The sequence below is a fragment of the Paenibacillus sp. VTT E-133280 genome, from assembly GCF_002264385.1.
Classification (GTDB): Bacteria; Bacillota; Bacilli; order Paenibacillales; family Paenibacillaceae; genus Paenibacillus_AQ; species Paenibacillus_AQ nitricinens.
The window spans coordinates 1-25,398 of sequence record NZ_NFUX01000087.1; the positions used below are offsets into that span (position 1 = coordinate 1).

At 42.8% G+C, this 25,398-nt stretch carries 25 protein-coding genes and 1 pseudogene; 23 read left to right on the forward strand and 3 right to left on the reverse strand.

Annotated elements, in window-relative coordinates:
- Nucleotides 1-416: 416 nt before the first annotated feature.
- The 8 genes from yidC (at nucleotide 417) to CA600_RS31960 (ending at nucleotide 5,947) form a co-directional block, all read left to right on the forward strand.
- Entirely contained in the window at nucleotides 417-1,259 is an 843-nt protein-coding gene (gene yidC / locus CA600_RS27035) for a membrane protein insertase YidC (protein ID WP_094874241.1), read from the forward strand.
- A 392-nt stretch (nucleotides 1,260-1,651) separates the two neighbouring features.
- The gene (locus tag CA600_RS27040) at nucleotides 1,652-1,864 is read left to right on the forward strand and encodes a hypothetical protein (protein ID WP_094874242.1); all 213 of its coding nucleotides are present in this window, start codon (nucleotides 1,652-1,654) and stop codon (nucleotides 1,862-1,864) included.
- A 223-nt stretch (nucleotides 1,865-2,087) separates the two neighbouring features.
- Nucleotides 2,088-2,834 carry a class I SAM-dependent DNA methyltransferase gene (locus CA600_RS27045; protein ID WP_256990034.1) on the forward strand — a complete coding sequence of 249 codons (747 nt, stop codon included), beginning with the start codon at nucleotides 2,088-2,090 and terminating at the stop codon, nucleotides 2,832-2,834.
- A 366-nt stretch (nucleotides 2,835-3,200) separates the two neighbouring features.
- Nucleotides 3,201-3,542, forward strand: coding sequence for a GNAT family N-acetyltransferase (locus CA600_RS27050; protein ID WP_094874243.1), 342 nt, complete (start codon nucleotides 3,201-3,203; stop codon nucleotides 3,540-3,542).
- 2 nt (nucleotides 3,543-3,544) lie between these two features.
- Nucleotides 3,545-4,612, forward strand: coding sequence for a CHAP domain-containing protein (locus CA600_RS27055; protein ID WP_094874244.1), 1,068 nt, complete (start codon nucleotides 3,545-3,547; stop codon nucleotides 4,610-4,612).
- Nucleotides 4,613-4,732: 120 nt separating this feature from the next.
- Nucleotides 4,733-5,161, forward strand: a complete 429-nt coding sequence (fabZ, locus tag CA600_RS27060) for a 3-hydroxyacyl-ACP dehydratase FabZ (protein WP_094874245.1) — start codon at nucleotides 4,733-4,735, stop codon at nucleotides 5,159-5,161.
- A 169-nt stretch (nucleotides 5,162-5,330) separates the two neighbouring features.
- The gene (locus tag CA600_RS31955; protein ID WP_256990035.1) at nucleotides 5,331-5,456 is read left to right on the forward strand and encodes a hypothetical protein; all 126 of its coding nucleotides are present in this window, start codon (nucleotides 5,331-5,333) and stop codon (nucleotides 5,454-5,456) included.
- Between the two features lie 194 nt (nucleotides 5,457-5,650).
- Complete coding sequence (locus tag CA600_RS31960; protein ID WP_256990037.1) at nucleotides 5,651-5,947, forward strand: hypothetical protein; 297 nt, start codon at nucleotides 5,651-5,653, stop codon at nucleotides 5,945-5,947.
- Between the two features lie 219 nt (nucleotides 5,948-6,166).
- On the opposite strand, the gene CA600_RS27070 is transcribed toward CA600_RS31960, so the two are convergent.
- Both CA600_RS27070 and CA600_RS27075 read right to left on the reverse strand, forming a co-directional pair.
- Complete coding sequence (locus CA600_RS27070) at nucleotides 6,167-6,568, reverse strand: VOC family protein (protein WP_094874246.1); 402 nt, start codon at nucleotides 6,566-6,568, stop codon at nucleotides 6,167-6,169.
- Between the two features lie 143 nt (nucleotides 6,569-6,711).
- Nucleotides 6,712-7,578 carry a LysR family transcriptional regulator gene (locus tag CA600_RS27075; protein WP_256990036.1) on the reverse strand — a complete coding sequence of 289 codons (867 nt, stop codon included), beginning with the start codon at nucleotides 7,576-7,578 and terminating at the stop codon, nucleotides 6,712-6,714.
- 181 nt (nucleotides 7,579-7,759) lie between these two features.
- Here CA600_RS27075 and CA600_RS27080 point away from each other — a divergent pair, with 181 nt between their 5' ends.
- The 5 genes and pseudogenes from CA600_RS27080 to CA600_RS27100 all read left to right on the forward strand — a co-directional run bounded on the left by CA600_RS27080 (nucleotide 7,760) and on the right by CA600_RS27100 (nucleotide 11,973).
- Nucleotides 7,760-8,947, forward strand: coding sequence for an MFS transporter (locus CA600_RS27080; RefSeq protein ID WP_094874248.1), 1,188 nt, complete (start codon nucleotides 7,760-7,762; stop codon nucleotides 8,945-8,947).
- 76 nt (nucleotides 8,948-9,023) lie between these two features.
- Nucleotides 9,024-9,137 (forward strand): annotated as a pseudogene (locus CA600_RS27085) (glutathione peroxidase); the annotation flags it as partial.
- A 95-nt stretch (nucleotides 9,138-9,232) separates the two neighbouring features.
- A complete protein-coding gene (locus CA600_RS27090; RefSeq protein ID WP_094874250.1) occupies nucleotides 9,233-9,826 on the forward strand; it encodes a chloramphenicol phosphotransferase CPT family protein in 594 nt (197 codons plus the stop codon).
- A 118-nt stretch (nucleotides 9,827-9,944) separates the two neighbouring features.
- Nucleotides 9,945-11,156 carry a WG repeat-containing protein gene (locus CA600_RS27095; protein ID WP_094874251.1) on the forward strand — a complete coding sequence of 404 codons (1,212 nt, stop codon included), beginning with the start codon at nucleotides 9,945-9,947 and terminating at the stop codon, nucleotides 11,154-11,156.
- Nucleotides 11,157-11,604: 448 nt separating this feature from the next.
- Nucleotides 11,605-11,973, forward strand: a complete 369-nt coding sequence (locus CA600_RS27100; RefSeq protein WP_256990038.1) for a carbohydrate ABC transporter permease — start codon at nucleotides 11,605-11,607, stop codon at nucleotides 11,971-11,973.
- 167 nt (nucleotides 11,974-12,140) lie between these two features.
- Here CA600_RS27100 and CA600_RS27105 read toward each other — a convergent pair whose 3' ends face one another.
- On the reverse strand, nucleotides 12,141-13,055 hold the full coding sequence (locus CA600_RS27105) for an AraC family transcriptional regulator (RefSeq protein WP_094874252.1): 915 nt from the start codon (nucleotides 13,053-13,055) through the stop codon (nucleotides 12,141-12,143).
- A 173-nt stretch (nucleotides 13,056-13,228) separates the two neighbouring features.
- Here CA600_RS27105 and CA600_RS27110 point away from each other — a divergent pair, with 173 nt between their 5' ends.
- The 10 genes from CA600_RS27110 to CA600_RS27155 all read left to right on the forward strand — a co-directional run bounded on the left by CA600_RS27110 (nucleotide 13,229) and on the right by CA600_RS27155 (nucleotide 25,270).
- Complete coding sequence (locus CA600_RS27110) at nucleotides 13,229-15,340, forward strand: glycoside hydrolase family 52 protein (protein WP_094874253.1); 2,112 nt, start codon at nucleotides 13,229-13,231, stop codon at nucleotides 15,338-15,340.
- Between the two features lie 161 nt (nucleotides 15,341-15,501).
- Nucleotides 15,502-17,283, forward strand: a complete 1,782-nt coding sequence (locus tag CA600_RS27115) for a methyl-accepting chemotaxis protein (RefSeq protein ID WP_094874254.1) — start codon at nucleotides 15,502-15,504, stop codon at nucleotides 17,281-17,283.
- Between the two features lie 186 nt (nucleotides 17,284-17,469).
- On the forward strand, nucleotides 17,470-18,324 hold the full coding sequence (locus CA600_RS27120; protein ID WP_179281755.1) for an AraC family transcriptional regulator: 855 nt from the start codon (nucleotides 17,470-17,472) through the stop codon (nucleotides 18,322-18,324).
- A gap of 137 nt (nucleotides 18,325-18,461) precedes the next feature.
- On the forward strand, nucleotides 18,462-19,352 hold the full coding sequence (locus tag CA600_RS27125) for a DUF6923 family protein (protein WP_094874256.1): 891 nt from the start codon (nucleotides 18,462-18,464) through the stop codon (nucleotides 19,350-19,352).
- Between the two features lie 33 nt (nucleotides 19,353-19,385).
- Nucleotides 19,386-20,765: an ABC transporter substrate-binding protein gene (locus CA600_RS27130; protein WP_094874257.1), complete on the forward strand. Its 1,380-nt coding sequence runs from the start codon at nucleotides 19,386-19,388 to the stop codon at nucleotides 20,763-20,765.
- Between the two features lie 103 nt (nucleotides 20,766-20,868).
- A complete protein-coding gene (locus tag CA600_RS27135) occupies nucleotides 20,869-21,759 on the forward strand; it encodes a carbohydrate ABC transporter permease (protein WP_094874263.1) in 891 nt (296 codons plus the stop codon).
- 12 nt (nucleotides 21,760-21,771) lie between these two features.
- Nucleotides 21,772-22,680 carry a carbohydrate ABC transporter permease gene (locus CA600_RS27140; RefSeq protein ID WP_094874258.1) on the forward strand — a complete coding sequence of 303 codons (909 nt, stop codon included), beginning with the start codon at nucleotides 21,772-21,774 and terminating at the stop codon, nucleotides 22,678-22,680.
- Nucleotides 22,681-22,692: 12 nt separating this feature from the next.
- The gene (locus CA600_RS27145; RefSeq protein ID WP_094874259.1) at nucleotides 22,693-23,553 is read left to right on the forward strand and encodes a metallophosphoesterase family protein; all 861 of its coding nucleotides are present in this window, start codon (nucleotides 22,693-22,695) and stop codon (nucleotides 23,551-23,553) included.
- Nucleotides 23,550-24,752 carry a Gfo/Idh/MocA family protein gene (locus tag CA600_RS27150; RefSeq protein WP_094874260.1) on the forward strand — a complete coding sequence of 401 codons (1,203 nt, stop codon included), beginning with the start codon at nucleotides 23,550-23,552 and terminating at the stop codon, nucleotides 24,750-24,752. The genes CA600_RS27145 and CA600_RS27150 overlap by 4 nt, the downstream gene beginning before the upstream one ends.
- A 2-nt stretch (nucleotides 24,753-24,754) precedes the next feature.
- The gene (locus CA600_RS27155; protein ID WP_094874261.1) at nucleotides 24,755-25,270 is read left to right on the forward strand and encodes a GNAT family N-acetyltransferase; all 516 of its coding nucleotides are present in this window, start codon (nucleotides 24,755-24,757) and stop codon (nucleotides 25,268-25,270) included.
- Nucleotides 25,271-25,398 lie beyond the last annotated feature (128 nt).

Consider the following 25,398-nt stretch of genomic DNA (forward strand, 5'->3'; position numbering starts at 1 on the left):
TCATGACAAGTAGGGGTGAACATTATAGCGTTCGGGATCAAGTCCCACGGGCAGGTTAGTGAAACCACACCGTTTTCTCTAACGTATAATCATTATTCAAATTTTTCCAACATGGCTCATGCGGAGGTGAACTTGACTGGAGCATTTTTATGACTTGGTTCAATTGGCATTTTCGATCGCTCTCATCTATTCCTTAGTGTCAATTCCATTCACCTATATTTCTTTACAAGAGATACACTGGGGTTATGAAATTGCTCCAGCCGTTTCAACTTGGTTTGTGTCTGTCAGACTGTCGCAACCGAGCAGCATTCAGCGGTGGATAGTACGTAACGCCAGACGAAGAGAAGCACCTGATGAAGACGACAATGGTCCTTCCCCACATTGATATTCCATACTTTCAATTAGGGAGGACAATGATGAAAAAGATTTTATTGCTTCAAAAATGGGCGAAGCCCATTCTCGTCATGTTGATTGGAGTTATTCCGATCATTGTGCTCAGCGGGTGTTCGACAGCATCCCAATCAAACTCGATTAATGCCGATTCATCAGGGATATTTAACCACTTTTTTATTTATCCATTTTCGATCTTGATCAAATTCTTTGCGAATACATTTCATGGAAACTACGGATTATCGATCGTGCTGATGACTTTCATCATCAGACTTGCGATCATGCCGCTCATGATGAATCAAACCAAGAAACAAATGGATATGAAAGAAAAGATGGTCGTCCTCCAGCCGGAGTTAACTGCACTTAAGGAGAAGTATAAGAACGACGTCAGTGCGGATGCAAAAAAACAAGAGCAAGTCGAGATGATGCAGCTCTATCAGAAGCATCAATTTAATCCCTTAAACATGGGGTGTTTACCGATGCTTCTCCAATGGCCGATCACCCTCGCATTTTACTACGCCATTCGTCGTACCCCAGAGATTGCAGCTGACAATTTTCTGTGGTTTAGCTTGGGGAAAACTGATATGATTTTGCCGCTTATTGCTGCTGCGGTGTATTACTTTCAATTCCGCGTGTCTCAATCCGTTTCAGCGCAGGTTCAGCAAAATTCAAATAACCAAATGGCTTTCATCGGATTGTTGTCACCTATCATGATGGGTGTGTTTTCTTTTCAGATGCCCGCCGCATTACCATTATATTGGGCGGTTGGCGGTATATTCATTATCGTGCAAACGACCATTCTCAATAAAATGTACACGAAGCCAAATGTATCGAGTAAAAACCGACCCACCGGTGTAGAAGATTTATAAATTTGAACAAGGTCATAAAACAATACTAAAAACAGAGCATCTGATGCGCGACCTCAGATGCTCTGTTTTTATGAGGCGGCTCGTTAACGGGGAACATAGTTCAACATAATGAAAAAAATGAAAGGGCCATCCCACAAAAGGATGGCCCTAAAACTTGCCGTTACAGACAGCGCGGAGAACCGTATCATAAAATAAATAACGGTTAAGCTATTGGGTTACGTTAGCTCAAATACAATTTGGCAGCCCGGTAATCAATGCGATCAGCTGCCTTTATTCAACTAACGGGTAGTTTAGATGAATTTAAATACCAATATGGAATGAGAAAACAAGTCATCTCCATATTGTGATCGACATACATATTATAACTGATCTTTCTAGTAGGGGGGCTCAGTTTGAGACTGCTGATTCTTGTGGTGGGTATAGTCTTACTTGCTTTACTTTGGACAAACCCTGATAGCTCCGATTTTGAAAAGTGGGTCCATAAGAAAGAACTGACAAATTTCCAAAGAAGCACTTCTTTAGAACCTGTTGGTTTTCGAAGTGAAAATTATTTGTTTTTCTTCTCAGTACACAAACTACTGATTGTAAGGCAACAGGCAGAATAAAGTAATGATTATCGACTTAAAGAGTAGTTATTTAAGGTGCGATAAAAATTGATTATAACTATGAATTACCAAACGGTTTATAAAAAAAACAGTAAAATAATGTTAAGCACGAATGTCGATAGGCTTTTTATTTTTTAGATTATCCTTTCTGCGTCTAACTAAGCACATGTTTTTCTTATGAAAATTATTTTTCTCCAATGTAACATTGAAATGAAAGAAGGGGATGGCGTTGATTGAACATAGCAATCTTGAAGAATATCTGGATCCGGTAAATTATGATCTTGAATTTGACGGTGAAATGGACAAATATCAGTTTTATCTTGAGCTTGCTAGATCGAGTCCTGGTGAAGTGTTAGAACTTGCTTGTGGTACGGGATTAACAACTATACCCCTGTCGAAAGCCGGTATAAAGATGACCGGTGTAGATATCTCTTCAGCGATGATTGCATATGCGCAGTTGAAGGCGGAAGGGTTGACTGCTACTTTTATGGAAGGCGATGCACGTACCTTTGAATCGGACAAGCGATTTTCAATGATTTATTTGACTGGCAATGCATTTCAGGCATTCTTACGTGATCAAGATCAAAACGATTTGCTTACTACCGTTCACAAACATTTACAAGCCCATGGAATCTTTGCATTCGAGACCCGTAATCCGGAGGGAACGGATTTATCTGATCAAGAGGAGACAGAATGGGGATCATTTATTGATAAGGATGGGAAAAACGTCAAGGTATCAGGTACACAAAGTTACGATGCTAGCCAGCATATCATGCATTGGGTCACGATGCGTGATTGGGGGGATAAACGAACGAATTCCCGAATTGCTTGTCGGTTCACAGATCAGGCTACGCTGCAATCTTTATTAACCCTTCACGGCTTTCGCGTCGAACATCAATATGCTGACTGGGATAAGACTCCGTTCTCTCCGTCATCTTCATCTATCATTAGCGTTTGTAGGAAATGTTAGGAGAGACGTAATGCATCGCAATAGGAAAAATCCCCTCGGTCGAGGGGATTTTTGGTGATCCTAAGTTTTAGCATGCCTTTCGCATTAATAAGCATTAATAACGATATATTTCCTCCGATGTCAGACTACAAGAACATGTTTAATCGACATTACACAATTCTGAGTACGTCGATTATCGTTTTTTTTAAGTGTGATGGGCTTAGTAGGGATAGACCATTGGAGAACCGCTTTGCAATCAACATTTACAATTCTCGGTTTTATTGCCCCAGTCATATTCGAATCTTGGGTAGTAGTGTAACGCTTATATGTGAATATTGTGGTAAAATGTTACAGTATTAAATGCCTAATTTGAAAGGTGAACTGCCGATGGAACAACTAATTATTGAACCCTATAAACCCGAAAGGGACGAAGCTTCAATCACAGCCATGTTGTGTAAAAATGAACAGTTTAATGTGTCTCAACAGAGTAACGATATGCCCTCAGATGATATATTTGTTGCTCGTTACAACGACTTGACGGAAGGTTTTCTCTCTTTTGGTGGTTTTAAGAGAAGAGCGTTGACGACGATGTTTGTTAACGAAGAATACAGAAGAATGGGCATCGGTGGCACACTTTTGGAAAAGGCGGATAAAATACTTTTCCAAAACGTAGCAGTAGAACGTTCGATAGGTTTCTGTCCTGAGTTAGTTCAGGGATTGGGGAATTAATTATGATATGTGAGAAGAAATCTAAGCGACTTGAAATTGTTCGATCCTATGTTTATGAAAAGCAGAGCAACTTCAAAAATCAGAAAGCTTGGGCTCATCTTTCAGGAGTGTCTACCTTCGCTTCGATGCTCGCTATGAGAAGAGGACTAGATTCGGAAATCGCTGCGATCGCGGGGGTGCTACACGATTTTTATTTCTATAAAACTGGAATAAATACCTTTCCTGGTCACAACAGTGCAGATGCGGTAAGACCTATAATACGCAGCACCCAAATCTTTACCGACGAAGAGATGTCAGTAATTCTTAGATCAATCTTTTATCAAGAAGATAGACATCGAGTTCATGGACCAGATGAGGAAGTTATTAAAGACGCTATTTTATTGCAGATGTACTTTCAAAATACAGGTAATAATATGCTTAAGACCGATATACATAGACTACAAAAAGTATTTATTGAATTAGGGATTCCGGAGGGAAATGTAGATACGGAATTTAACGTAGATGTGGAAGCATTAAATAGAGAGACTAAAGACAGGCGACTTATGCTGGCTGATTTTGCGGAAAAGCTCGCAGGGCAAAACATAATCGGGGTACCGGAAGATGAACGTTATCGGGAAATTTGCAAGTATTGGCCGGACTCTGATATCTATAAAGTACTAGAAGGTAATTGGTGTGCTGCATTTGTATACTACTGCTGTATGCAGGTTGGAATACTTCTTCCAATTAGATATCCTAACCGAATGTATCGGCTAGCTGGGGTTGGTGCGTGGTTGGATTGGGCTCTGCTGCCCGATACTAGATTTTTCTATGACGCTAAACAAGAAGAATTTAATCCGGCACGTGGTGATATTGTTATTTTTGATAAGCTACTCTCCGATCATTCTCACGATCATATCGGTATTGTTTTAGCTTGTGATGACAATGGAATTTTAATTGCTGAAGGCAATAAAGACAATAAAAACTACTCTAGTGTCTCATACAGGGATAGAGATCATTGTATACTCGGATATGTCCGAATAGATAACAGCTATCATTATCATTTTAATGGAGAGTATATACCCTGTTATTGATTTGGAGCAGTTATTACGCTAACGGATAGGTTAGTTTAACTAGAGTTACGTTGAGTTATTTTCGGGCTGGTTTAACTCAAAGGCGATAAAATGATATTAAACCGATTAGGAGGCAAATCCATGCTTGATATTGAAAGAATTAAAGAGATTATTCCTCATCGAAATCCATTTCTCTTGGTCGATAGAATATTGGAGATTAATGAGGGGAAGAGAGCTGTTGGAATTAAAAATGTAACCATTAATGAACCTTATTTTCTCGGTCATTTCCCTGACTATCCCGTAATGCCTGGAGTCTTAATTGTAGAAGCACTGGCACAGGTCGGTGGAATCGCAATGTCCAACGTTGAGGGCAACAATCATAAAATAGGCTTACTGACGGGTATTGATAGTTGTCGTTTTAAACGACAAGTAAAACCAGGAGACCAACTCCTTCTTGAATTTGAAGTAATTCGAATTAAGGGACAAATCGTCAAAGGAAAGGGAGTCGCCACAGTAAATAATGAATTGGTATGCGAATCTGAAATAATGTTTGCATTCAGTTCGATTTAGGTTTTTTAGGTAACAAGAACGATAGTTGAACAATACACATTGATGAGCAGGTTACCTTTATAAACTAAGTAATGGATAAAATATAAATATAAGAGCTCTCTCTCAAATTATTAGAAAATATTATGGTACGATGTCCTTATTCGGTCGTTTCAAGGGGAGGGAAGATACCGTGCTAGATACTCAGGATATTGCTATAGAAGCATTAACTTGTTATTCAATTACTTATCAATCAATAGCTCATATTGGCCAAAATGCAAACACCATCTATAAAGTGACAGATAAGGAAAGTAACTGATATAGTTTGCGAATACATCTATCAAAAAATGATTCGATGGAAAGTATTTGGTCTGATGAAAAAGTCATCCATTCAGAAATGATTTGGCTGGAATCATTAACAAATGATACAGATCTGGTGTTGCCATCACCTATAAAAAATAACATTGGTGAATACGTTACTAAGATAACGCAGATTTGATACCAAGTAATTTTGTGTTTCATGAACAAGAAGCTAGAGCTATTGATTTTGGAGCTTGTGGGTTCGGATATTATTTATTCGATTTAGGTTGGACACTTTCTTATATCCACCCAGCATTCAGAGACCAGTTGCTAGAATCTTACACACAACAATTCGACCTGCCTCATAACTATGTTCAACGTTTGGAAGGCTTCTTTGTAGCAGCCCAACTCGAAACAATGAATTTTTGGCTTGGGCTGCCTGAAGCTAATGAGTGGTTACCCAGTCACATTAGTAAATTAGCAAGACGGGAATTTAAGCGATGTAAATAAAGAAGAATTTCTTTTTAGTGGTACTCCTTACTGGGAGTAGTTTGTTCAATGATCAGGCATGTTAGTTCAAATATGCGTTTGGGCTAACCCAGGTGACTTGTATAAGTTTAACCCTCGAATTTTTCCTTCTAATCAACGATTTTGAATTGAATTACTGATATGAAATAGTGGGTAAAAAAAAACGCCGGTACCCTTAAGCTGGTGACCGGCGTTTTTATATTAGCGTTTCGGCATTCTACTCTCATCCATGTACAGCAGGTTCCAGCGGTGACCGTCCAGGTCGGCAAATCCTGCGCCGTACATCCAGCCGTCAATTTCACTCGGCTTGCCAAAGATGTTTCCTCCGGCAGACTCTGCTTTTTGAATAAAGGCATCTACTTCTTCTCGGCTTTTAGCTCCAATGGAAAATATTACTTCTGCGCTATGGGAAGTATCTGCGGTTTTAGAACCTGTGAATTTCTCGAACGCCGCATCCGGGAATAGCAGAATCGTTGTTTGGCCTATGTCAAGCTTGGCTCTCTCATTACCAACGCTCACTGCATGGAATCCAATCTCATTGAAAAAGGCAGTTGACCTCTCAACATCTTTAACTGGAAGGTTAATCCAGATCTCTTGTGACATGGCTGTTGCCTCCTGGAATATATTTTTACCCACTCCAACTATACTCTACTTCTGGCAGCAGAAGCGAATCTTACAAAAGAATTCGCAGTGACATTTCTGTCAAGCATTATGCGGTTTCCTTAGTAACTTCTCTCTATCGCAACTCACCCTTTATTGAAATACTCGATAGTTTTCTCAATAAATGCCTTGGCCGATTTTGTCAGGAAACGCTCGGACCGATGAATGATCTCAAAGTGACGGTATGGCGGATCGTCTGTAATTCGGATGCAGCGCAGAGTTGGTTCATTCATCGCTTGGATCAAACGATAAGGCAGCAATGTTCCTCCGACGTTGGCTTTAACCAAGCTAATAATGGAAGTAGCTGAACTGGTCTCCATGATCGTATTTAAACTGAATCCATATTTACGGCAATAGCCATCAACCAATTCTCTGCCTGTAAATCCTTCGGGGAACATCACGGTTTGGATATTACGCAGATCCTGGATTCCGATCGTGCTTCGTTCAGCCCAATCATGATTCTCGGAAACGACGAGTACATATTCTTCACTGCACAATGGAATGCGTACTAGCCGATCATCAGGAGCAGACGTGATCTCGATGCCGATGTCTACTTCATTATTCAGCACTTGATTCAAGACATAGATCGAGGAGACAACCTTCAGCTGTACCTTGGGAAATCGTGTATGAAAATTCACGAGCAATGGGGTGAGCCTGTAGTCCAGATCGGAAGGGAGAACACCAATCACCAACTTACCTCGTTGATCATTGCGGAATTCAGCTAACGCATCCTGGGTATTTTGTAAATGCCGAATCATCTGTACACAGTGCTCCAGGAACAGATTTCCTGCCTGGGTCATCACAATCTTTTTGCCGACTCGGTCAAATAAGGGAACAGCGAGTTCATCCTCCAATGCACGTATTTGTTGACTCAATGTAGGTTGTGAAATACCAAGTTTTTCAGCTGCTCGTGTAAAATGAAGCTCCTCACATACAGTAATGAAATTTTCCATCTGACGAATCTCCATATGAATACCCTCTAATCATTGGTTTTAGTAATCATTTTAATAGAAACTATAGTATTGTTCAATCATTCTAATGATTCTATACTTAATCATGCACCACCCAAAGATCAGTTATTAACAAATAGGATCATAGGTGAAATGCAACGATACTACCATGAGGTGATTCATAATGAAACTTTTTTATATTGTCTTGGCGCTTATCCTGGCTTCACTGAATTTACGACCACCCATTACATCCATTTCACCTCTAATGAGCACCTTACAGAATGATCTGGGTATAAGCGGGATTACCGCCAGTCTGTTAACCACACTTCCGGTATTATGCATGGGCATATTTGCTCCGTTCTCCGTAAGATTAAGCAGAAAGTGGGGAAATGAGGGCGCAATTGTTCTGGCTTTAATCCTCATTGGGTTAGGTACGGGACTCCGATGGTTTGTTGGAACAACTCCTTTAATGATGTTCACTTCTTTTCTGTCCGGTGTAGGAATTGCATTGGCAGGGCCGCTGTTGTCCAGCTTCATTAAGCAGTACTTCCCTGACCGGGTGGCAGCCATGGTGGGTATCTACTCTACAGCGATGGTGATGGGGGCTAGCATTAGTGTTGGACTATCGGTTCCGCTTCAGCATGCGCTGGGTGGATCGTGGAGGGGTTCGTTGGCTATATGGGCATTTCTCGCAGCCATTGCATTGCCAATCTGGTTGAAATTAGCCTGGTCTGCGCGCATAGATCGACAATCCGGTAAAATCTCGAGTGTACTTATTGCACCACTTCCGGTGAATAACAAGCGTGCCTGGGTGCTGACATTATTCTTCGGGCTGATGGCTGCGATCTTCTACTCGTTGACCGCTTGGCTTGCGCCAGCAATCCAAAGCCAGGGGTATAGTCAAGAGACGGCCGGAAACATCCAAACCTTATTTACATTGATATCGCTGCCCTCTACGTTGTTCATTCCCATGCTTGTACACCGTTACCAAAGACGTGTAATCTGGCTTGTCGGGTGTGCGTTATTAGAGTTGATGGGTGTCCTGATGCTGAACTTATCCTTTAGCCCCTGGCTCGCGGCGATTCCACTCGGTATTGGAGCGGGTGGACTGTTCCCGATTGCACTGATGTTGCCCATTGATGAAACAAGCAATGCTCAGGAAGCCAGTAGCTGGTCCGCAATGACCCAGTCAGGTGGCTACATTCTCGGAGCACTTGGTCCGCTAGCCATTGGCTGGCTCCACGATGCAACGGGCAGCTTCGTACAAGCTTTCTATGGTTTATCTGTAATCATTGTGCTTCAGATTATCGTTCAATTGGCTATAGGTAATAAAAAAAGTCCTCCAGCGAGTTATGATAAGCCCCAGAGCTGAGAGTTTGTTGAGGGAAATAAGTAGAGGAGATTCCTATATTATGTTATTTTTAATAATAATGCGGAGGAATGGTCTGATGTCTATTTATGATTTTCAAGCGAAGTCAATTCATGGTGAGCCTGTTGAATTGTCAATTTATCGTGGTAAAGTTCTGCTTATTCTGAACACTGCTAGTAGATACAGCTATTCTCGCTAATTTTTATGAGTTGGATAATTTTATGAACTTTGTGATTATAACGTTATCTGAAAAATACGCAGAGATTATTTTTTGAAGGGATGATTAATTTGAAGCAGGGGATCTTAGTTTATCTAAATGGAACTTCAAGTTCTGGAAAGACCTCCATATCGACTGAACTGATAAATCAGAAAGAAATTCCTTTTTATCATTTATCAATTGATGATTTTTTTAATAATTACAATGATTTTATTAATAATAAATTTCCAGATGAACCTCCAAGAGAAATAGATCATCTAGTTGTCTCACAAATACTTGATGATTCCATATTCTCAGTGTACCATTCGACAATTAAACTGTTATCAGAAATGGGTTTTAATGTAGTAGTAGATACAGTAATCGACAATGACAAGAGATTTAATGCGTTTCTTGATCAATTTTTCGATCAGCCTACGTTATTTATAGGTGTAATATGCTCGAAAGAAGAACTCATAAGAAGAGAGAAAGCAAGAGGAGATAGAAAATTTGGACTGGCAGCTTCACAGTTTAGCAAAGTATATTGCTTTGATGAATATGACCTCGAAGTAAATACTGAAGAGATGAATCCAAAAGAATGTGCCGAAAAGATATTAAGTTTTATTAAGTCCAATCAGGAATACTCGGTATTTAAGAAATTAAGTAAAAAAAATGTTAGTGTTTCCTAGTAGGCGTATCCACCGATAAGTAGGTTTATCATATTTCACCAAATAGCAGCTCCTGTGTCCGTAAGACTGCGGAACAAAACTGCATTTTTCTGATCAGCAGTATGTTGGCGGGCGAAATGTGGGATTAAGCGAATGTCTTTGTGATTTATTCCCAATCACGCGCAACAAGCCCGGTACAAGCGTCGTCTATACTAAAGAATGGAAAATAGTCTCTGAGGAGCGTGGAGAACAGGTGCTTAAAAAGATGGCTCTTACCTTTCTATTTACGACGATGGTATTCACCACAAACGTGGCGGAGCAATCGCTGGCTGCCAGTGCGACCGTTATGCAGGCGCAGACAGGCGATCAACTGTATCCGATTGAAGTTAATGGAAAATACGGTTTCATCAACGGCAAAGGCAAGAAGGTCATCGAGGCGGTGTACGATGGATACGGATATTCAGGAGTATCCGGAGGAACGGTGTATGTCGAGAACCATGCGGCTAAAAAGCAATATTATTTCAGCTCGGCGGGCAGCAAGCTATTCGAATACAAGCTGAGAGATGCCGGCATTCTTTATAATGACCGTGCGCTGTATACGACGCAGGTTCAGAATTCTGACGGAGCTACGGCGACACGGTACGGATATATAGACAGCCATGGCAAGGTGAGCGTACAGCCCATATACACCCGGGCGTTTAATTTCTCCGAAGGTTTGGCTCGGGTCAATGTGGGCAAAGCATCGGGGTACATCAACACCAAGGGAGAGCTGGTCATTCCTTACCGGTATAGCTCGACGTCCGATTTCTCCGAAGGTATGGCGACCGTAGTGCTTGCGTTCGGCGGCAAATACGGCTATATCGACACCACGGGCAAGCTCCGCGTTACGCCCCGGTATGATTACGCCACACCGTTTTCAAACGGGGCGGCAGTAGTTTACGTGAACGGCAAATACGGGTACATCGACAAAAACGGCAATTACCTGATAAAACCGCAGTTCAGCATGGCGCAGCCATTCTCGGAAGGACTGGCTTTTGTCGAGCGTAATGGAGTCACCTTCTACATCAATAAGAAGGGCACCAAAGTCATCCAGGGCTTTACAGCCGGAGGGTTGTTCAAGGGCGGCCTGGCTCCGGCCAGCCAGGGGCAGAGGTACGGCTATATCAATACATCCGGCCGCTTTGTGATCAAGTCGCAATTCTATTGGGCTGACGTTTTTAACGGCGAATTGGCGGTGATCAGCTTGCTCGATCAGAATTCACGCGAGGAAATCAGAGGGTACATGAACCGCAGCGGAGCGATCGTCTGGCCGCCGGCTTCCGAACTTCCGAACGGAGTGACAAAACTATAGCAAGGCAGAACAACCGAACTTCACGGATTGTATCGAAAAAAGAGAGCATTACAGCTAATGAAAGTTATCGAAACTAACAATATTAACTTGCGGCTAAATTCTAATGGCAAATGGATGATAGCGTCAATATTATTAAAAGAATAACAGATCCCTTAGATTAAGATAACGGGACATGTTAGTGGAATAACGGTTGCTTCGGCAACCGTTTTTTATTTGTTCAACTAACTGGCAATTTAGTTGAAAAGAAAATGGTATAGTTTTCTTGTGGGAATTTGAAAGTTTGGGGTAATGTGGTTCAGCAACAGCATTGGGACTTGGTGTTTCATTTTTAGGTTTAATAGTTTCATTAATTGCTTGTTTTAGGGGTGAACATAAAGCTTAAAAGACAAGTAAACAAACGAGACACGTTAGCACAATAAACCTTCAGAAGTGTGTTTTATTTCCCTACATTGCTATCATTTATCTCGCTGGATTGCAAGGTATTCCGCAGGAATTGAATGAAGCGGCAACCATTGATGGAGCACGGGGCTGGCAACAGTTCCGACATATCACCTTTCCACTACTTACGGGGGCGATGACTGTATGTATGGTACTGTCGATGATCAGCGCCTTGAAGATTTTTGATCAGATTGCGGTTATGACCGATGGCGGTCCGGGCTTTGAGGCGGAGACGTTAACTTATATTATTTATAAAGTTGGGTTTGGTGAATTAAGGCAAGGCTTTGGTACGGCGCTGGCCATGGTCTTGTTCTTAATCATACTGATCATTACAGTCTTCCAAGTGAAAGTTCTCCCGAAGCGGGAGGTGCAGCTCTAAAATGACGATGCAGACACGCAGAAGAGTTGGGCAAATCGCACTTTTTATGGTTACCATAGTAGTGGCTATTCTATTTTTCTTCGAAGGGGTAATTCATAAGAGGGATGTATCCTGTAACCACTTAGTGGACAGCGGAATACATCCTATTTTCTTTGGCGTAACGATCTTTAGAGTGTACTCGGATTCGCAGTTAATCGGCGGTAACCCATCGGAGGCAGACCTGTCCATCGTTTGAACTGCTTGCTGAAATGGGACACATCACGGTACCCCAGTCGTTGAGCAACCGATTCGACAGATAGACTATTATCCATCAGCAGCAGTTTAGCGTGTCGAATGATTAAGCGGGATAAATACTGCCTTGGTGACATCCCATAGATTTGGTGAAAAGCACGATTGCAATGTGTTGTACTGTATCCAAGCTTTGCTGCAATATTCTCAATACCGCCACCTCTTTCGCCTGTGCTGGCAGCGGTGGAGACGGATTCCTGCAATAGTCCTTCAATGGCGTTAGCCAGGGCCACAGTATTTTCTGTAGCTTCTGTATCTGCTGGGAGAGGCATTTCCGATAGCACCCAACCGCTGAGTGCGGTCAGAAGCTGTAGGGAAGCATGCAAGGTGATCAGGCGATTTCTATGTGTATCCTTAGACTCTGACAAAATAGAAGAATTAATGATTACGTCTAGAGCTGAACGGATGGCGAGCAGTTCAGGCGTGTTTCCACTTAGACTAACAGCATCTGCTGTGAGTAAGGCCCGCCGTAAAATCAGATCATCGATATCAAAATGCAGGCAATAATATGTCATATCACGGTTAGCATTTGAACCTAGACTACTATGCTCCACACCGGGACGAATGAACAAAATATCACCGCTTTGTTGGATGAAAGACGTATTGCCAACAGTCATCTGCTGCTCCCCCTGAAGGACAACGTTAATCTCAAACATCGGGTGAGTGTGTACGGGATATTGCCAATCCGAATTCACTTTTCTCCAATGCGCGGCAAAGATATGGAAGGCTGCTTGAATGTCCGGAGACATTTGACCATCAATAGAATTATGGAAGGCGGGATCATTCGAGATCATTTCAATCCTCTTTTACAATAAAATTTGGCTTAATTATATCATAGGTTGTTATCGATGTTTGATTTGCCCAAATAATAGAAGGCTTTAGCCCTGTTGGACTTCCAGGAATATCGATAACATGGATATATAGCCCGGAGCTATCCGGGATCATGTTGGAGGGAGTGCATTTATTTATGGCACATAATAAATTCTTTAATGCTCATCATTCACCGATCGGTGCATTTGCGAGTTTTACTTTAGGATTTAAAGGAGCTAGTGGTGGTTTCGATTTGGAGATGGCCAAACCTCCTAGACAGAATATATTCATAGGATTAGAACGCACTGATGGGAAAGGGTATGACACACTGCCATTTCACGAGATGGGCGGAGATGACGAGAGCAAACGCTACGATATCGAGAATCCGGACCCCAATCCAGATAAGGAAAATATTCTGTTCCCTTTTCAAGAAGGTGAGATTTCTAGAGATTTTCAAGTAGCTACAGATAGCTGGAGTGCGGGGGATCTGTCCTTCCGAATTCTTTCGCCTGTTCGATCAGTGCCCGATCCTGAAACTGCATCCGTGGAAGATTTGAAGGAAGTACTGCTGCCAGCAGTGCTGGTTGAGCTCGAAGTGGACAACACTGCATCAGCCGCTTCACGCCGTGCGTTCTTTGGTTTTCAGGGAACAGATGTGTATAGCGGAATGAGAAGACTGGATGATGTATCGACTGAAATTACAGGGGTTGGACAAGGAAGATTTATTGCGATTGCTGCCGAGAAAGGAACTGCAAAGTCCGCACTTCATTTCACGATGGAGGATATTCTAAGTGAGGAGCTACAGGAGAATTGGACCTTTGGACTGGGCCGCGTGGGCGCTTTGATCATGGATGTTCCAGCCGGAGTAAAAGAAACGTACCGGTTTGCGATTTGTTTTCACCGTTCGGGTTATGTTACCTCTGGTATGGATGCTTCCTATTACTATAATCGCTATTTTAACAATGTTGAGGCAGTAGCCGAATATGCATTAGCTAAATTCGATGTTCTTAAACAAGCAGCGGAGAAAGCTAACCAGATGTTTAATCATACAAACCTATCTGAAGATCAAACCTTTATGTTAGCGCATGCGATTCGTAGTTATTATGGTTCCACACAATTACTGGATAATAAGAATAAGCCATTCTGGATCGTCAACGAAGGCGAATACCGGATGATGAATACGTTTGATCTGACCGTGGATCAGTTATTCTACGAGCTGCGACTGAATCCTTGGACGGTTCGTAATGAGCTGGATATGTTCGTAGAAAGATTCAGCTATGAAGATACGGTGCGTTTCCCTGGAGATGAAACAGAGTATCCTGGTGGAATTAGCTTCACACATGATATGGGTGTAGCCAATGTAGTTTCACGTCCAAGCTATTCCTCTTATGAGTTATATGGCATTGATGGCTGCTTCTCTCATATGACACATGAACAATTGGTAAACTGGGTGCTGAGTGCGGCAACTTATCTTGAGCACACGGGTGATCGGAGCTGGATGGAACGTAATCTGAGTATCTTGGAGAAGTGCTTGGATAGTATGTTAAATCGGGATCATCCAGATCCTGAGCACAGAAACGGTGTTATGGCGCTAGATAGCTCACGTACGATGGGTGGAGCAGAGATTACTACCTATGACAGTCTGGATGTCTCTTTAGGTCAGGCGCGCAACAATATTTACTTGGCAGGAAAATGCTGGGCCGCTTACTTAGCTATGGAGAAAATATTTGCAGCGTATGATCGTGTGGAGCTGTCCAAAACAGCAGGGGTTCAAGCAGAGAAATGTGCCGCAACGATGGTGGCAAGCGTTACAGCAGATGGATATATCCCGGCTGTGATTGGAGAAGGTAATGACTCCAAGATCATTCCAGCTATTGAGGGTCTTGTATTTCCGTACTATACGGGTTGTAAGGAAGCTCTTGATCGCAATGGACGGTTCGCCGCATATATCGGTGCACTCGACAAGCATCTTCATGCGGTGTTGAAGCCGGGCATTTGTTTATTTGATGACGGTGGTTGGAAAATCTCATCTACCAGCAATAACAGCTGGCTTAGCAAAATCTATCTCTCGCAGTTCATCGCCCGCAATATTCTGGGACTGGAATGGGATGAACGCGGAGCGGCAGCAGATCGCGCTCACGCTGCATGGCTTACCCATCCAGAATTATCGATCTTCAGCTGGAGTGATCAAATTATTTCCGGGGAGATTACGGGCAGTAAATATTATCCCCGTGGAGTAACAGCGATATTGTGGTTGGATGAGAAGTAGGGAATTAGAGTTTCATTGAATAAATGGCAAACGGACCCCTTAATAGGGGAGCGTTTGCTTTTTTTATTAAATTATGAATTTCTTTTTTTGATTTATATTCCCAAAACTAGTACTATAGTATTAATTTGTAATTAATTCTAATAGGATGCGGAGCGGTGTATATGGTAAAAGTTACACGTACAAGGATGCGACTAACAATTCGGAAAAAACTGCTCATGATGTCACTTACGCTACTAATTCTTCCCATCGGAATATTAGGAGCAGTTATTTATCAGATTTCAGTCAAAGAAACGAATCAGCTTATTGAGAGTAAATTGAGTTCAAGTGTAAACCTGGCTGTCGCCTTAATTGAGAATTTGGAAATCTCCGTCCAATCGGGTCAGTTGACTGAAGTGGAAGCACAGGAGCAAGTACGGACCTTACTACTTGGGAACAAAAATGAGGATGGTACTCGGCCCATTAATCAATCAATTGATTTGGGTCCAAACGGCTACTTCTTTATATTAGATAACAAAGGGGAACTGCTTGCTCATCCCAAACTTGAGGGAGACAATATTTGGGATAAACAAACCTCAAACGGTACTTTTTACATACAGGATTTGATTAAAGCAGCACAGAACGGTGGTGGAGCTACTTACTATAAATGGCCGCTACCTAAATCGGATGGTACTGGAAACGCAGTAGGAGAAGAAGCGTTGAAAATATCTTATGCTAAATTATCACCCTCTTGGGGCTGGGTCGTAGCAGCAGGCTCTTATATGCAGGACTATAATACCGGTCAACAAACTATACTAAAGGGAATTATTACTACATTGATTGTATGCGTTGTCATCGGAATCGCCGTAATATACATATTTGCACAACATATTTCAAGACCGATTGTACGCATAGCCCGTGAAGCTGAACGGATCGCTCAAGGGGATCTAAGCGGTAAAGCATTGACTGTAAGCAATCGGGATGAGATCGGACAGCTCGGTATCAGCTTCAATCAATTATCGGGTAACATTCGTCAGTTAGTTGGGAATTTAACCATAAGCTCGGAGTTATTAGCTTCTTCCTCCAAACAGTTGTCTTCAACGTTAGGTGAGACCACAGCGGCACTTGTTCAGACTTCATCCTCAATGACTGAAGTGGCGAACAATAGTGAGAAACAAGCTACCTCAACACAAGAGACTTCACAGTCGATGGAGGAGATGGTAAAAGAGATTCAGCGAGTAGCCGAAGCCTCTACACATGCCTATCAGCTGTCCATGCAAACACTGGAAGAGGCTGATAAAGGAAATAGCCTTATCATTAATTCTTCCGAGCAAATGAACGCAGTAAGTAATACGGTTGATGATTTAGGGATTACCGTTACTAGTTTAAATGAGCAGTCTCAACAAATAGGCACCATTGTCAGCACCATTAAAGGAATATCTGAGCAAACGAACTTGCTGGCGCTTAATGCGGCAATTGAAGCTGCTAGATCAGGAGAGCAAGGCAGGGGATTTGCAGTGGTAGCCAGTGAAGTTCGTAAGCTGGCAGGACAAACAAGTGAAGCGGCTGAGCAGGTTTCAGTCATGGTTGAAGAAATTATTGCGAGTATTGGCCATGCCCATCATTCGATGAGTAAAGGTCAAAATGAAGTCGCAGCAGGGGTTCAAGCGATTGATGATACGGGTAAAGCATTTGAACGCATTTTTCAGGCCACCCGCACCATCGTAGATCAGGTGGAGCAATCCTCGACCGCCGCACAACAGATGTACACGGGCTCCGAACAAATATCTGCTGCAGTGATGGAGGTCGAGCAGGTTTCATTGCACTCAGCTTCGGCTGCACAGACTGTATCTGCTGCCGTAGAGGAGCAGCTTGCTTCTATGGAGGAAATTGCCGCATCTGCTCGCAAACTACAAGAGGGCTCGAATGATATGCGTGCTTTAGTAAATCAGTTTAAATTGGAATAGATGTTCATACTTAGAGTTACAGAAATAAAATATGTAAAATATTTAAGAGGGGGATTAACCCCTCTTTTTTGCTGTTCTGACGTAAATAACCTTTTGAATACTAAGAGGAAATTAATATAGCTTTTACAGCTCATTGACGCGGAGCGTATACTAGCTTGCTATATTGAAGGGAAAAGGGGGATGAATATGAAAGAAATGGAAGAATCGTCCTTTGCAGCTACTCAGCCTGTCCTTGCAAGTGATACTTTTGGTTGGGATAAGCTTCAGGTTTCGCAATGGTATAGCCCGCAGCAAGCTTTCACCCCATCCTCGGAGTCAAAATATTTAATAGGCATTCACTGCACCGCATACTACGAAAATTACTACACTATTCATATTACCCCATGTAATGAGAGCCTTCTTTGCCCTTGGGGCAGAACCTCGCTCTATTTTTTGAAAATAGAAATTACGCCAGCGGTCCTCGAAGAGATTGCTCGTGAATCTGGTTATCTGAAAGAAGGCCATATCCAGCTGGACCGCAAATTTCATGTCAAGGATTCCAAGCTGCTGCAATTAGGGCTTTGGATGCTGGAGGAATTGCAGAATGGCGGTGCCAAAGGGAAAATATATAGCGACTCTTTATCCAATATGTTAATTATTCACTTGTTACAACACTATTCTTCAGTGATTCCCCAGCATTCGAACCGAAAAACGCCAGCCAATCAAGAAATATTTCAGGTCATTCAATTTATGCGTGAGCGTTTAGAAGATGAAATTCAACTGACTGATCTCGCTGGCATGGCTAATATGAGCCAGTCGCATTTTATTCGGATTTTCAAACAACAGACAGGATATACACCCCATAATTATTTAATTCGCCTGAGAATCGAACGCTCTAAATTTCTTATTCGTTCCGGAAAAATTGGTTTGAAGGAAATTGCATCTCAGGTTGGTTTTGCCGATCAAGGACATTTTACTAGATTATTCAAACGAGAAACCGGCCTAACCCCAAAGCTGTATGCGAATCAAAGCTCCTCCAAACCTAATCATATGATTTATTAATTTTATTATGCAAATGAGAGTTTTGTTCAAGGAAAGAAGTATTTTGTTCAATTAGAGAGCTGTTGCCAGCTCCTATAATAAGGTTGAAGTAAGGCGTACAAATGCCGAACTACAACCTTATTAGGAGGAGAGAAAACATGAGATTAAAGAGATTATTCAGTCTGATTTGCGCGGGGGTACTTACGACCAGTTCTTTATCTTTAGTAGCATCTGCCACACCAGTCGGACCGGATAACCTAGTAAGCACAGAGGTAGAAATCAGTGCAGAGTCAACTTCAGCTTCAGCTACAACTGCTGGAACTTGGCATGAAGTTTCTAAGCAAACTTTCTGGTTACTTGATGCCTTGGAACGTGGACAAGGGGTGGCTACAGACGGGAATTCATGGATCTTTAATTCCTCGTATGGGCTCTTACGGACTGGGCTGGATGGCAAAACCGTAAAAGCACGAAATGAATTGGCTATTCCGCTGGAGATTGCCTCCCAAGGTGGAGACCATATCGGTGATATTTCCTACTATAACGGTAAAATATACGCTCCTATTGAAGACGGCAAAAACTATCAGCATCCGTACATCGCTCTCTATGATGTGAACACTTTAAAATATACGGGGACATCCTATGCTTTACCATTGAATCTGCATATTGGCGGTGTGCCTTGGGTAGCTGTTGATGCCGCTCGCGGTCAGGTCTACACAGCTCAGTGGTCTAATGCTAGCGTCTTGAATGTACTAAGTCTTGATGATATGCATGTGATCACAACCGTTCCACTTTCCCAAAGTATTGATCGAATTCAAGGTGCCGAAGTGTACAACGGTGTTCTGTATGCCTCTACGGATAACGCAACCCAAACGGTTTATCAGATTGATCCGGAGACTGGAAACGTATCTGTTGCCTTTGATCGCAATCTGCCAAGTGGTACTGAAGCCCAAGGAATTGCTGTATTGCCTACCGCTGATGGTGCACAGCTCCATATTCTTGATGTAGGCTCGAATCGCATTAGTGTGAACTTTCGCCATTACGCATTTTAATTTAAATCCAAGCGAAAAAAGGGGTTAACAGAAATGCTAAAGCAAACCAAAACTATTCTAACACTACTATCCGTTTCTATGCTGGCAGTTGCGGGCTGCGGACAATCTAATAACAGTACGGCTGAAGCCAAAGAAAATAAAAATACTACTCAGGCAACAGCCATCGCTGCAACTTCAGAATCTACAGAGACTCCAGCCGCTGCTAAGCCGGTGGAGATTACCTTTTATTATCCGGTCAACGTGGGTGGCCCTCTCACTAAAGTAATTGATGGGATGGCTAGCACCTTCATGGAGCAGCATCCGGAGATTAAGGTGAATCCCGTGTACACAGGTAATTACGGTGACAATACCGTGAAAATTCAAGCGGGTGTGCAGGCCAAACAGCCACCTGATGTCGCGGTCATGATGTCAACAGAGCTTTACAGCATGCTCGATATGAATGCAATCATTCCGCTCGATGATTATATTTCGAAGGACACGGATATTCAGATGGCTGATTTTTATCCCGCCTTTGTAGAGGATACACAGTCTGAAGGTAAAACGTACAGTCTGCCTTTTCAGCGGAGTACGATTGTTATGTATTACAACAAAGAAATGTTCAAAGCCGCAGGACTTGATCCAGAGAAACCACCCACTACATGGGATGAGCTTGTAACTTATGCTAAGAAGCTGAACAAAGACGGTCATACGGGGCTGGAAATTCCGGGAAATGATGATTCGTATTGGATGTTTCAAATGCTTGCACGACAAAATGCTACTGATCCGAAGCAAAACATAATGTCTTCCGACGGCAAAAAAGCGATGTTCGATACGCCAGAGAATGTGGAGGCATTACAATTTTGGTTAGATTTGTCCCATAAATATAAGGCGATGCCGGAAGGTGTTATTGATTGGGCAACCGTTCCAACGGATTTCATTCAAGGTAAAACAGCCATGATGATGCATACAAGCGGCAACTTAACCAACGTAAAAAATAATGCGAAATTCGAGTTTGGTGTAGCGTTCCCTCCCGCACAAAAGCAATTTGGATCACCGACTGGTGGCGGTAACCTGTATATTTTCAAGGACACCTCTCCTGAAAAACAAGCGGCTGCTTGGGAATTCGCCAAATACATGACAGCTTCAGAACAAGCTGCCCTCTTTAGCAGCTCATCCGGTTATGTGGGCGTAAGAAAATCTGCCTACGATACAGATGCTATGAAGAAGTATACGGCAGATTTCCCGCAAGCATTGGTAGCGAGAGATCAATTGGAATATGCGTTCCGGGAATTGTCCACTCATAATCATGGTAAAGTATCGACGGCAATTACGAACCAGATACAAGCGGCATTGGCCGGAGAAATTGATGCAGCAGGTGCACTTAAAAAAGCTCAAGCAGAAGCAGATCAGGCACTGGCTCCCTTCAATAAGTAAGCTTTGAGGTATGGAATACGCCAGGATGGCTGGATAGCTTGTTCTGGCGTCATTACTTTTTTCATTAATCGTAGAAACCTTAATCATGGAAGGATTGAATGGTATGAATGCCGGATGGAGTGAGAGGCTTAGAAGAAACGGATTCGGCTGGGGACTTGTGTTGCCTTCGCTGCTCTTTCTTTGCTTGTTTACTTATTACCCTATGTTTAAATCGTTCTGGCTTAGCTTTTATGAGAAAAATTTGGCGACTCCTGAGCCTTTGTTCGTCGGTTTTGACAATTACGCTAATCTATTGCACGACAATGTCTTTATGAAAGTGTTCAGTAACAATATATGGTTCGCCATTGGCACAGTACCCACTTCATTGGCTTTGGCTTTCTTGATGGCACTATTTGCCGACAAGGCGATAAAAGGGCGGGGACTGGCACGTCTTTCATTTTTCTATCCGAATATGATCCCGATGATCGCTGTGGCGAACATCTGGTTGTTTCTGTATACCCCTCATTTTGGGCTCTTTGCCAGACTGGCTTCATGGATCGCGGATCAGCCTGTGAATTTGCTGGGAACACCTGATACGGTGATGGGCGCATTAGTTGTCATGATGATTTGGAAAGAGGCCGGATATTTCATGATTTTTTATTTAGCAGGAATGCAGCAGATTCCCAAGGATTTATATGAAGCGGCTGCAGTAAGCGGAGTCGGTACATTCAATTCCATCCGCAGAATAACAATTCCGCTCACGATGCCGACTACGTTGTTCGTGGCTGTTGTGGCGATCACGAATTCGTTTAAGCTGGTAGACCATCTCTGGATTATGACAAAGGGTGGTCCGAATAATTCTAGTAATCTGCTGCTTTACTATATCTACGAGTCGACCTTTAATTTCTATGATCAAGGGATGGCCGCATCGATGACGGTGGTCATGATCGTGCTGCTGCTCCTGATTTCCTCTTTGCAGTTTTTTGGCTGGGATCGGAAAATTCATTATGAATAGGAGGTGGAATCCATGGAGGATAATCCACTGAAGCTGCCATTAGCTTTAAGGCAGAATACACATAAAGCTTTAGAAGAGGAGCGTACGCTGAGCTCCGAAAGGACGAAGCGCCGAATTGTGCAGACACTGTGGCATTTGATTGGATTTGCTTTTTCGGGGATATGGATCATTCCCTTCCTATGGGTGGTAAGAACGGCTTTTTTACCCAAAGATGTTGCTATTGATTCGGGATGGTCTTGGGGCTTCACGTTTGAGAATTTGATTCATGTATGGAATGGGGCGCCTTTTGGACGATTTTTAATGAATACATTGCTTGTGTGCGGTGTTGTGCTTGTGGTTCAGCTGGTTACGATGACAATGGCTGCATATGCGTTCGCACGGGTACGTTTCTTCGGAAAAGATCTGTTATTCATGTTATTTTTGGTGCAAATAATGGTGCCGCCGGATGTGCTTATCTTTTCCAATTATCAGGTATTGAATGAAATGGGCTTGCTGGATACAAAGCTGGGGATTATGCTACCTTACTTTGCCACCTCCTTTGGAGTGTTTCTATTAAGGCAATCCTTCAAGCAATTACCCTATGAGCTGGATGAAGCTGCCCGGGTAGAGGGCGCTTCACGCCTGCATATTCTTTCTAGAATCTATGTCCCACTGTCACGCCCGATTTATGTGTCCTTTGCGATCGTGTCGGTTAGCTTTCATTGGAATGATTTCTTGTGGCCTCTCATTGTAACCAATTCGGAGGAGAATCGCTTATTAACCGTAGGTTTGGCTATGTTCGCAAAAGCCACGGAATCTGGTGCACAGTGGTCCGACGTTTGTGCGGCTACATTGATTGTGTCGGCACCCTTAATGATTGGATTTTTATTGTTCCAGCGGCAGGTGATAGGTAGTTTTATGAGCTCTGGCATTAAAGGTTAGGAGGAGGCATTTATGAGGCTGGCAATTATTGGGGACTTACATTATCCGGACGAATTGTTAAACAACAAGGTTATGATTAAAGAGGCACGAGATGCTTTTTACGAGCAATTTATGAATCTATTCTTGTCCATCCCGGCCGATTATCATATTTCCGTGGGAGATATGGTGCATGCAGGAGAATTTAGCGAATTTAATTATATTATGGGTAAGATTAAGGACAGCAAGCATTCCAGGCGTTTTCTACATGTTCTTGGCAATCATGATACATACACTTATCCTAAGGAAGAAATCCTTTCAGTCACTCGGCAGCAGCGATACAGTGTTATCGAAGAGACGAATGCGATCATTATTTTGCTGGATACCGCACGGGAAAATCGTGACGATTGGAGCGGAACACTTGACGATGAACAGCTAGCATGGCTCGAAGCACAAATGAAGCGTAAATCGGAAAAGCCTTTATTCGTCTTTGGTCATCATCCCCTGTATAATACGACGGCTAGATCCACTGAGCCAATGATGTCACTGGATCCCAGCTTGGACATTTGGCCGATATTGAAGCAATGGCAAGGTGTGGGTTTCTATTTCAACGGCCATAATCATGTTCATTCTATCGTCAGAAAAGAAAACTGGAATTTCATTCAAACGGCCTCTATCCTGGATATCCCTGCTGCTCGAATCCTTACTGTGCTCGAAGATGAAATCAGGTTAGAGATGGTGAATCTGGCAAGCGAGCAATTGAGTAAATGGTCTTCCTTATTTACCTTCAGTATTTTTGATTATGAAAAATATCCCCAGGCTGAAGGGGAGACAAGAGATCAGGAGCTAATCATCAATCGACTTCAAATGGATAGAAAGCAGGTGGACCAGCAATGAATCGTCAGCCAGTAAGATTAGCGATCGTAGGTGGAAATCGCGGAGCCAGTTTTATGAATGCACTGTACTCTCTATCGGATCGGATACATCTAACCGCCACTTGTGACTTGAATGAGTGGGTGCTTAACCAATGGAAAGAGAAGTTCCCAGAAATCCGAACGTATCGGGATTATCATGAAATGTTAAAAGATTCGGCGATAGATGCGGTGTTTATCTTAAGCCCCATGCATCTGCATGCCAGACAATCTATTGATGCATTAAAAGCGGGTAAGCATGTCCTAAGCGAAGTGATTTCGATTCAATCTTTAGAGGAAGCTTGGGAGCTTATCGAAACTGTTGAACAAACTGGACTTAAATATATGATGTCTGAAAATTACTGCTTCTCGCGCTCAAATCTGACGATTAAACATATGGCGGATCAAGGCATGTTCGGTGAAATTACTTATCTTGAAGGCGGCTATATCCATGATTTACGTCATTTGACGCATCATCCGGATGGTTCTCTGACCTGGAGAGGGCAATTACATCAGCAGTATAACGGGATCAATTATCCGACACATTCTATTGGTCCAGTTGCGCAGTGGATTAACCTTAATAAGCCTGAGGGTGATCGATTAAAAAGCGTCTCGTCTTTTGTTTCCAAATCTAGATCCTTACAATATTATTTCGGAGAGCATTATGGAAAAGATCACCCGGCAGCGCGGGAGGGATTCTGGCGGCAAGGGGATAGTGCGGTTGCAGTCATTCAAACGGAAAAGGGTGTACTGATTGAACTGCGTGTAGACTGGTCCTCCGTTAGACCGCATAATAAAACTCATTATTTACTGCAGGGAACTGAGGGAGCGTATATTACGGGCCGCCATCAGTACGAAGAGGATTTGATCTGGTTCAAGAATCTCTCGCCCAAAAATATAGCAGATGGAGAAGAAATGTGGGAGCCTTTAAGCAGTTATCAACCGCTCTATGATCACCCAACATGGATGAAATGGGGCGAATATGCCGCTGGGACGAAACATGGCGGAGGCGATTTTATGGTGCTTGAGGAATTCATTTCAGCGATTCAGGAGGATCGAACCCCATCGGTGGATGTATATGACGCTGTGACTTGGAGCTCTGTGTTTACATTGTCTATGGAATCTGTAGAGACTGGTGGAAAAGCCATAGCCTTTCCTGATTTTAGAGCGAAGGTGAGGAATTGACGGTGGATCAGGCCCTTTCCAAACTTGTAATGAAAAAAGAAAGGCTGACAGACTTACCTGTTTTTCACTGTCCTTCAGGGTATCGAATCCGCCATTTCGAGCCAGATGATGAACGGAACTGGGAGGAGCTGATACGCCATTCTTTTACTAGGGAAGTTAAATTTGCTCATAAAATCAGTGATTATGTACCCTTGTATTCGGATCGCTTGTTGTTCATTTGCCGCGGGGATCAACCTGTAGCTACTGCTACGGCCTGGGAGTCGGGGAATGAGGACAATAAGAACTGGTACATGCATATGGTTGGAGTGCTTCCAGAATATTCTGGTAAAGGTCTCGGTTATGCTGTGAGTCTAGCTGTCTTGCACAAAATAAGAGATTCAGGGGGAACGGCGGCATGTTTAGAAACCGATGATTTCAGACTTCCCGCCATCCGCATTTATTTGAAATTAGGATTTCAGCCGGTGTACTTGGATGAAAGCCATCCCGGAAGATGGGAACGAATCCTGCAAAGGCTTTGAATTTATTGATGAATAGGGGGGCTTATGCCCCCTTATTCTTGTTGGAGCTTCAGGAGGGAATCATCCAAAAATTATGTTGTCGTTAAGAAGTATTCCTGCTATAGTCATACTGACTTATTAAATGCATT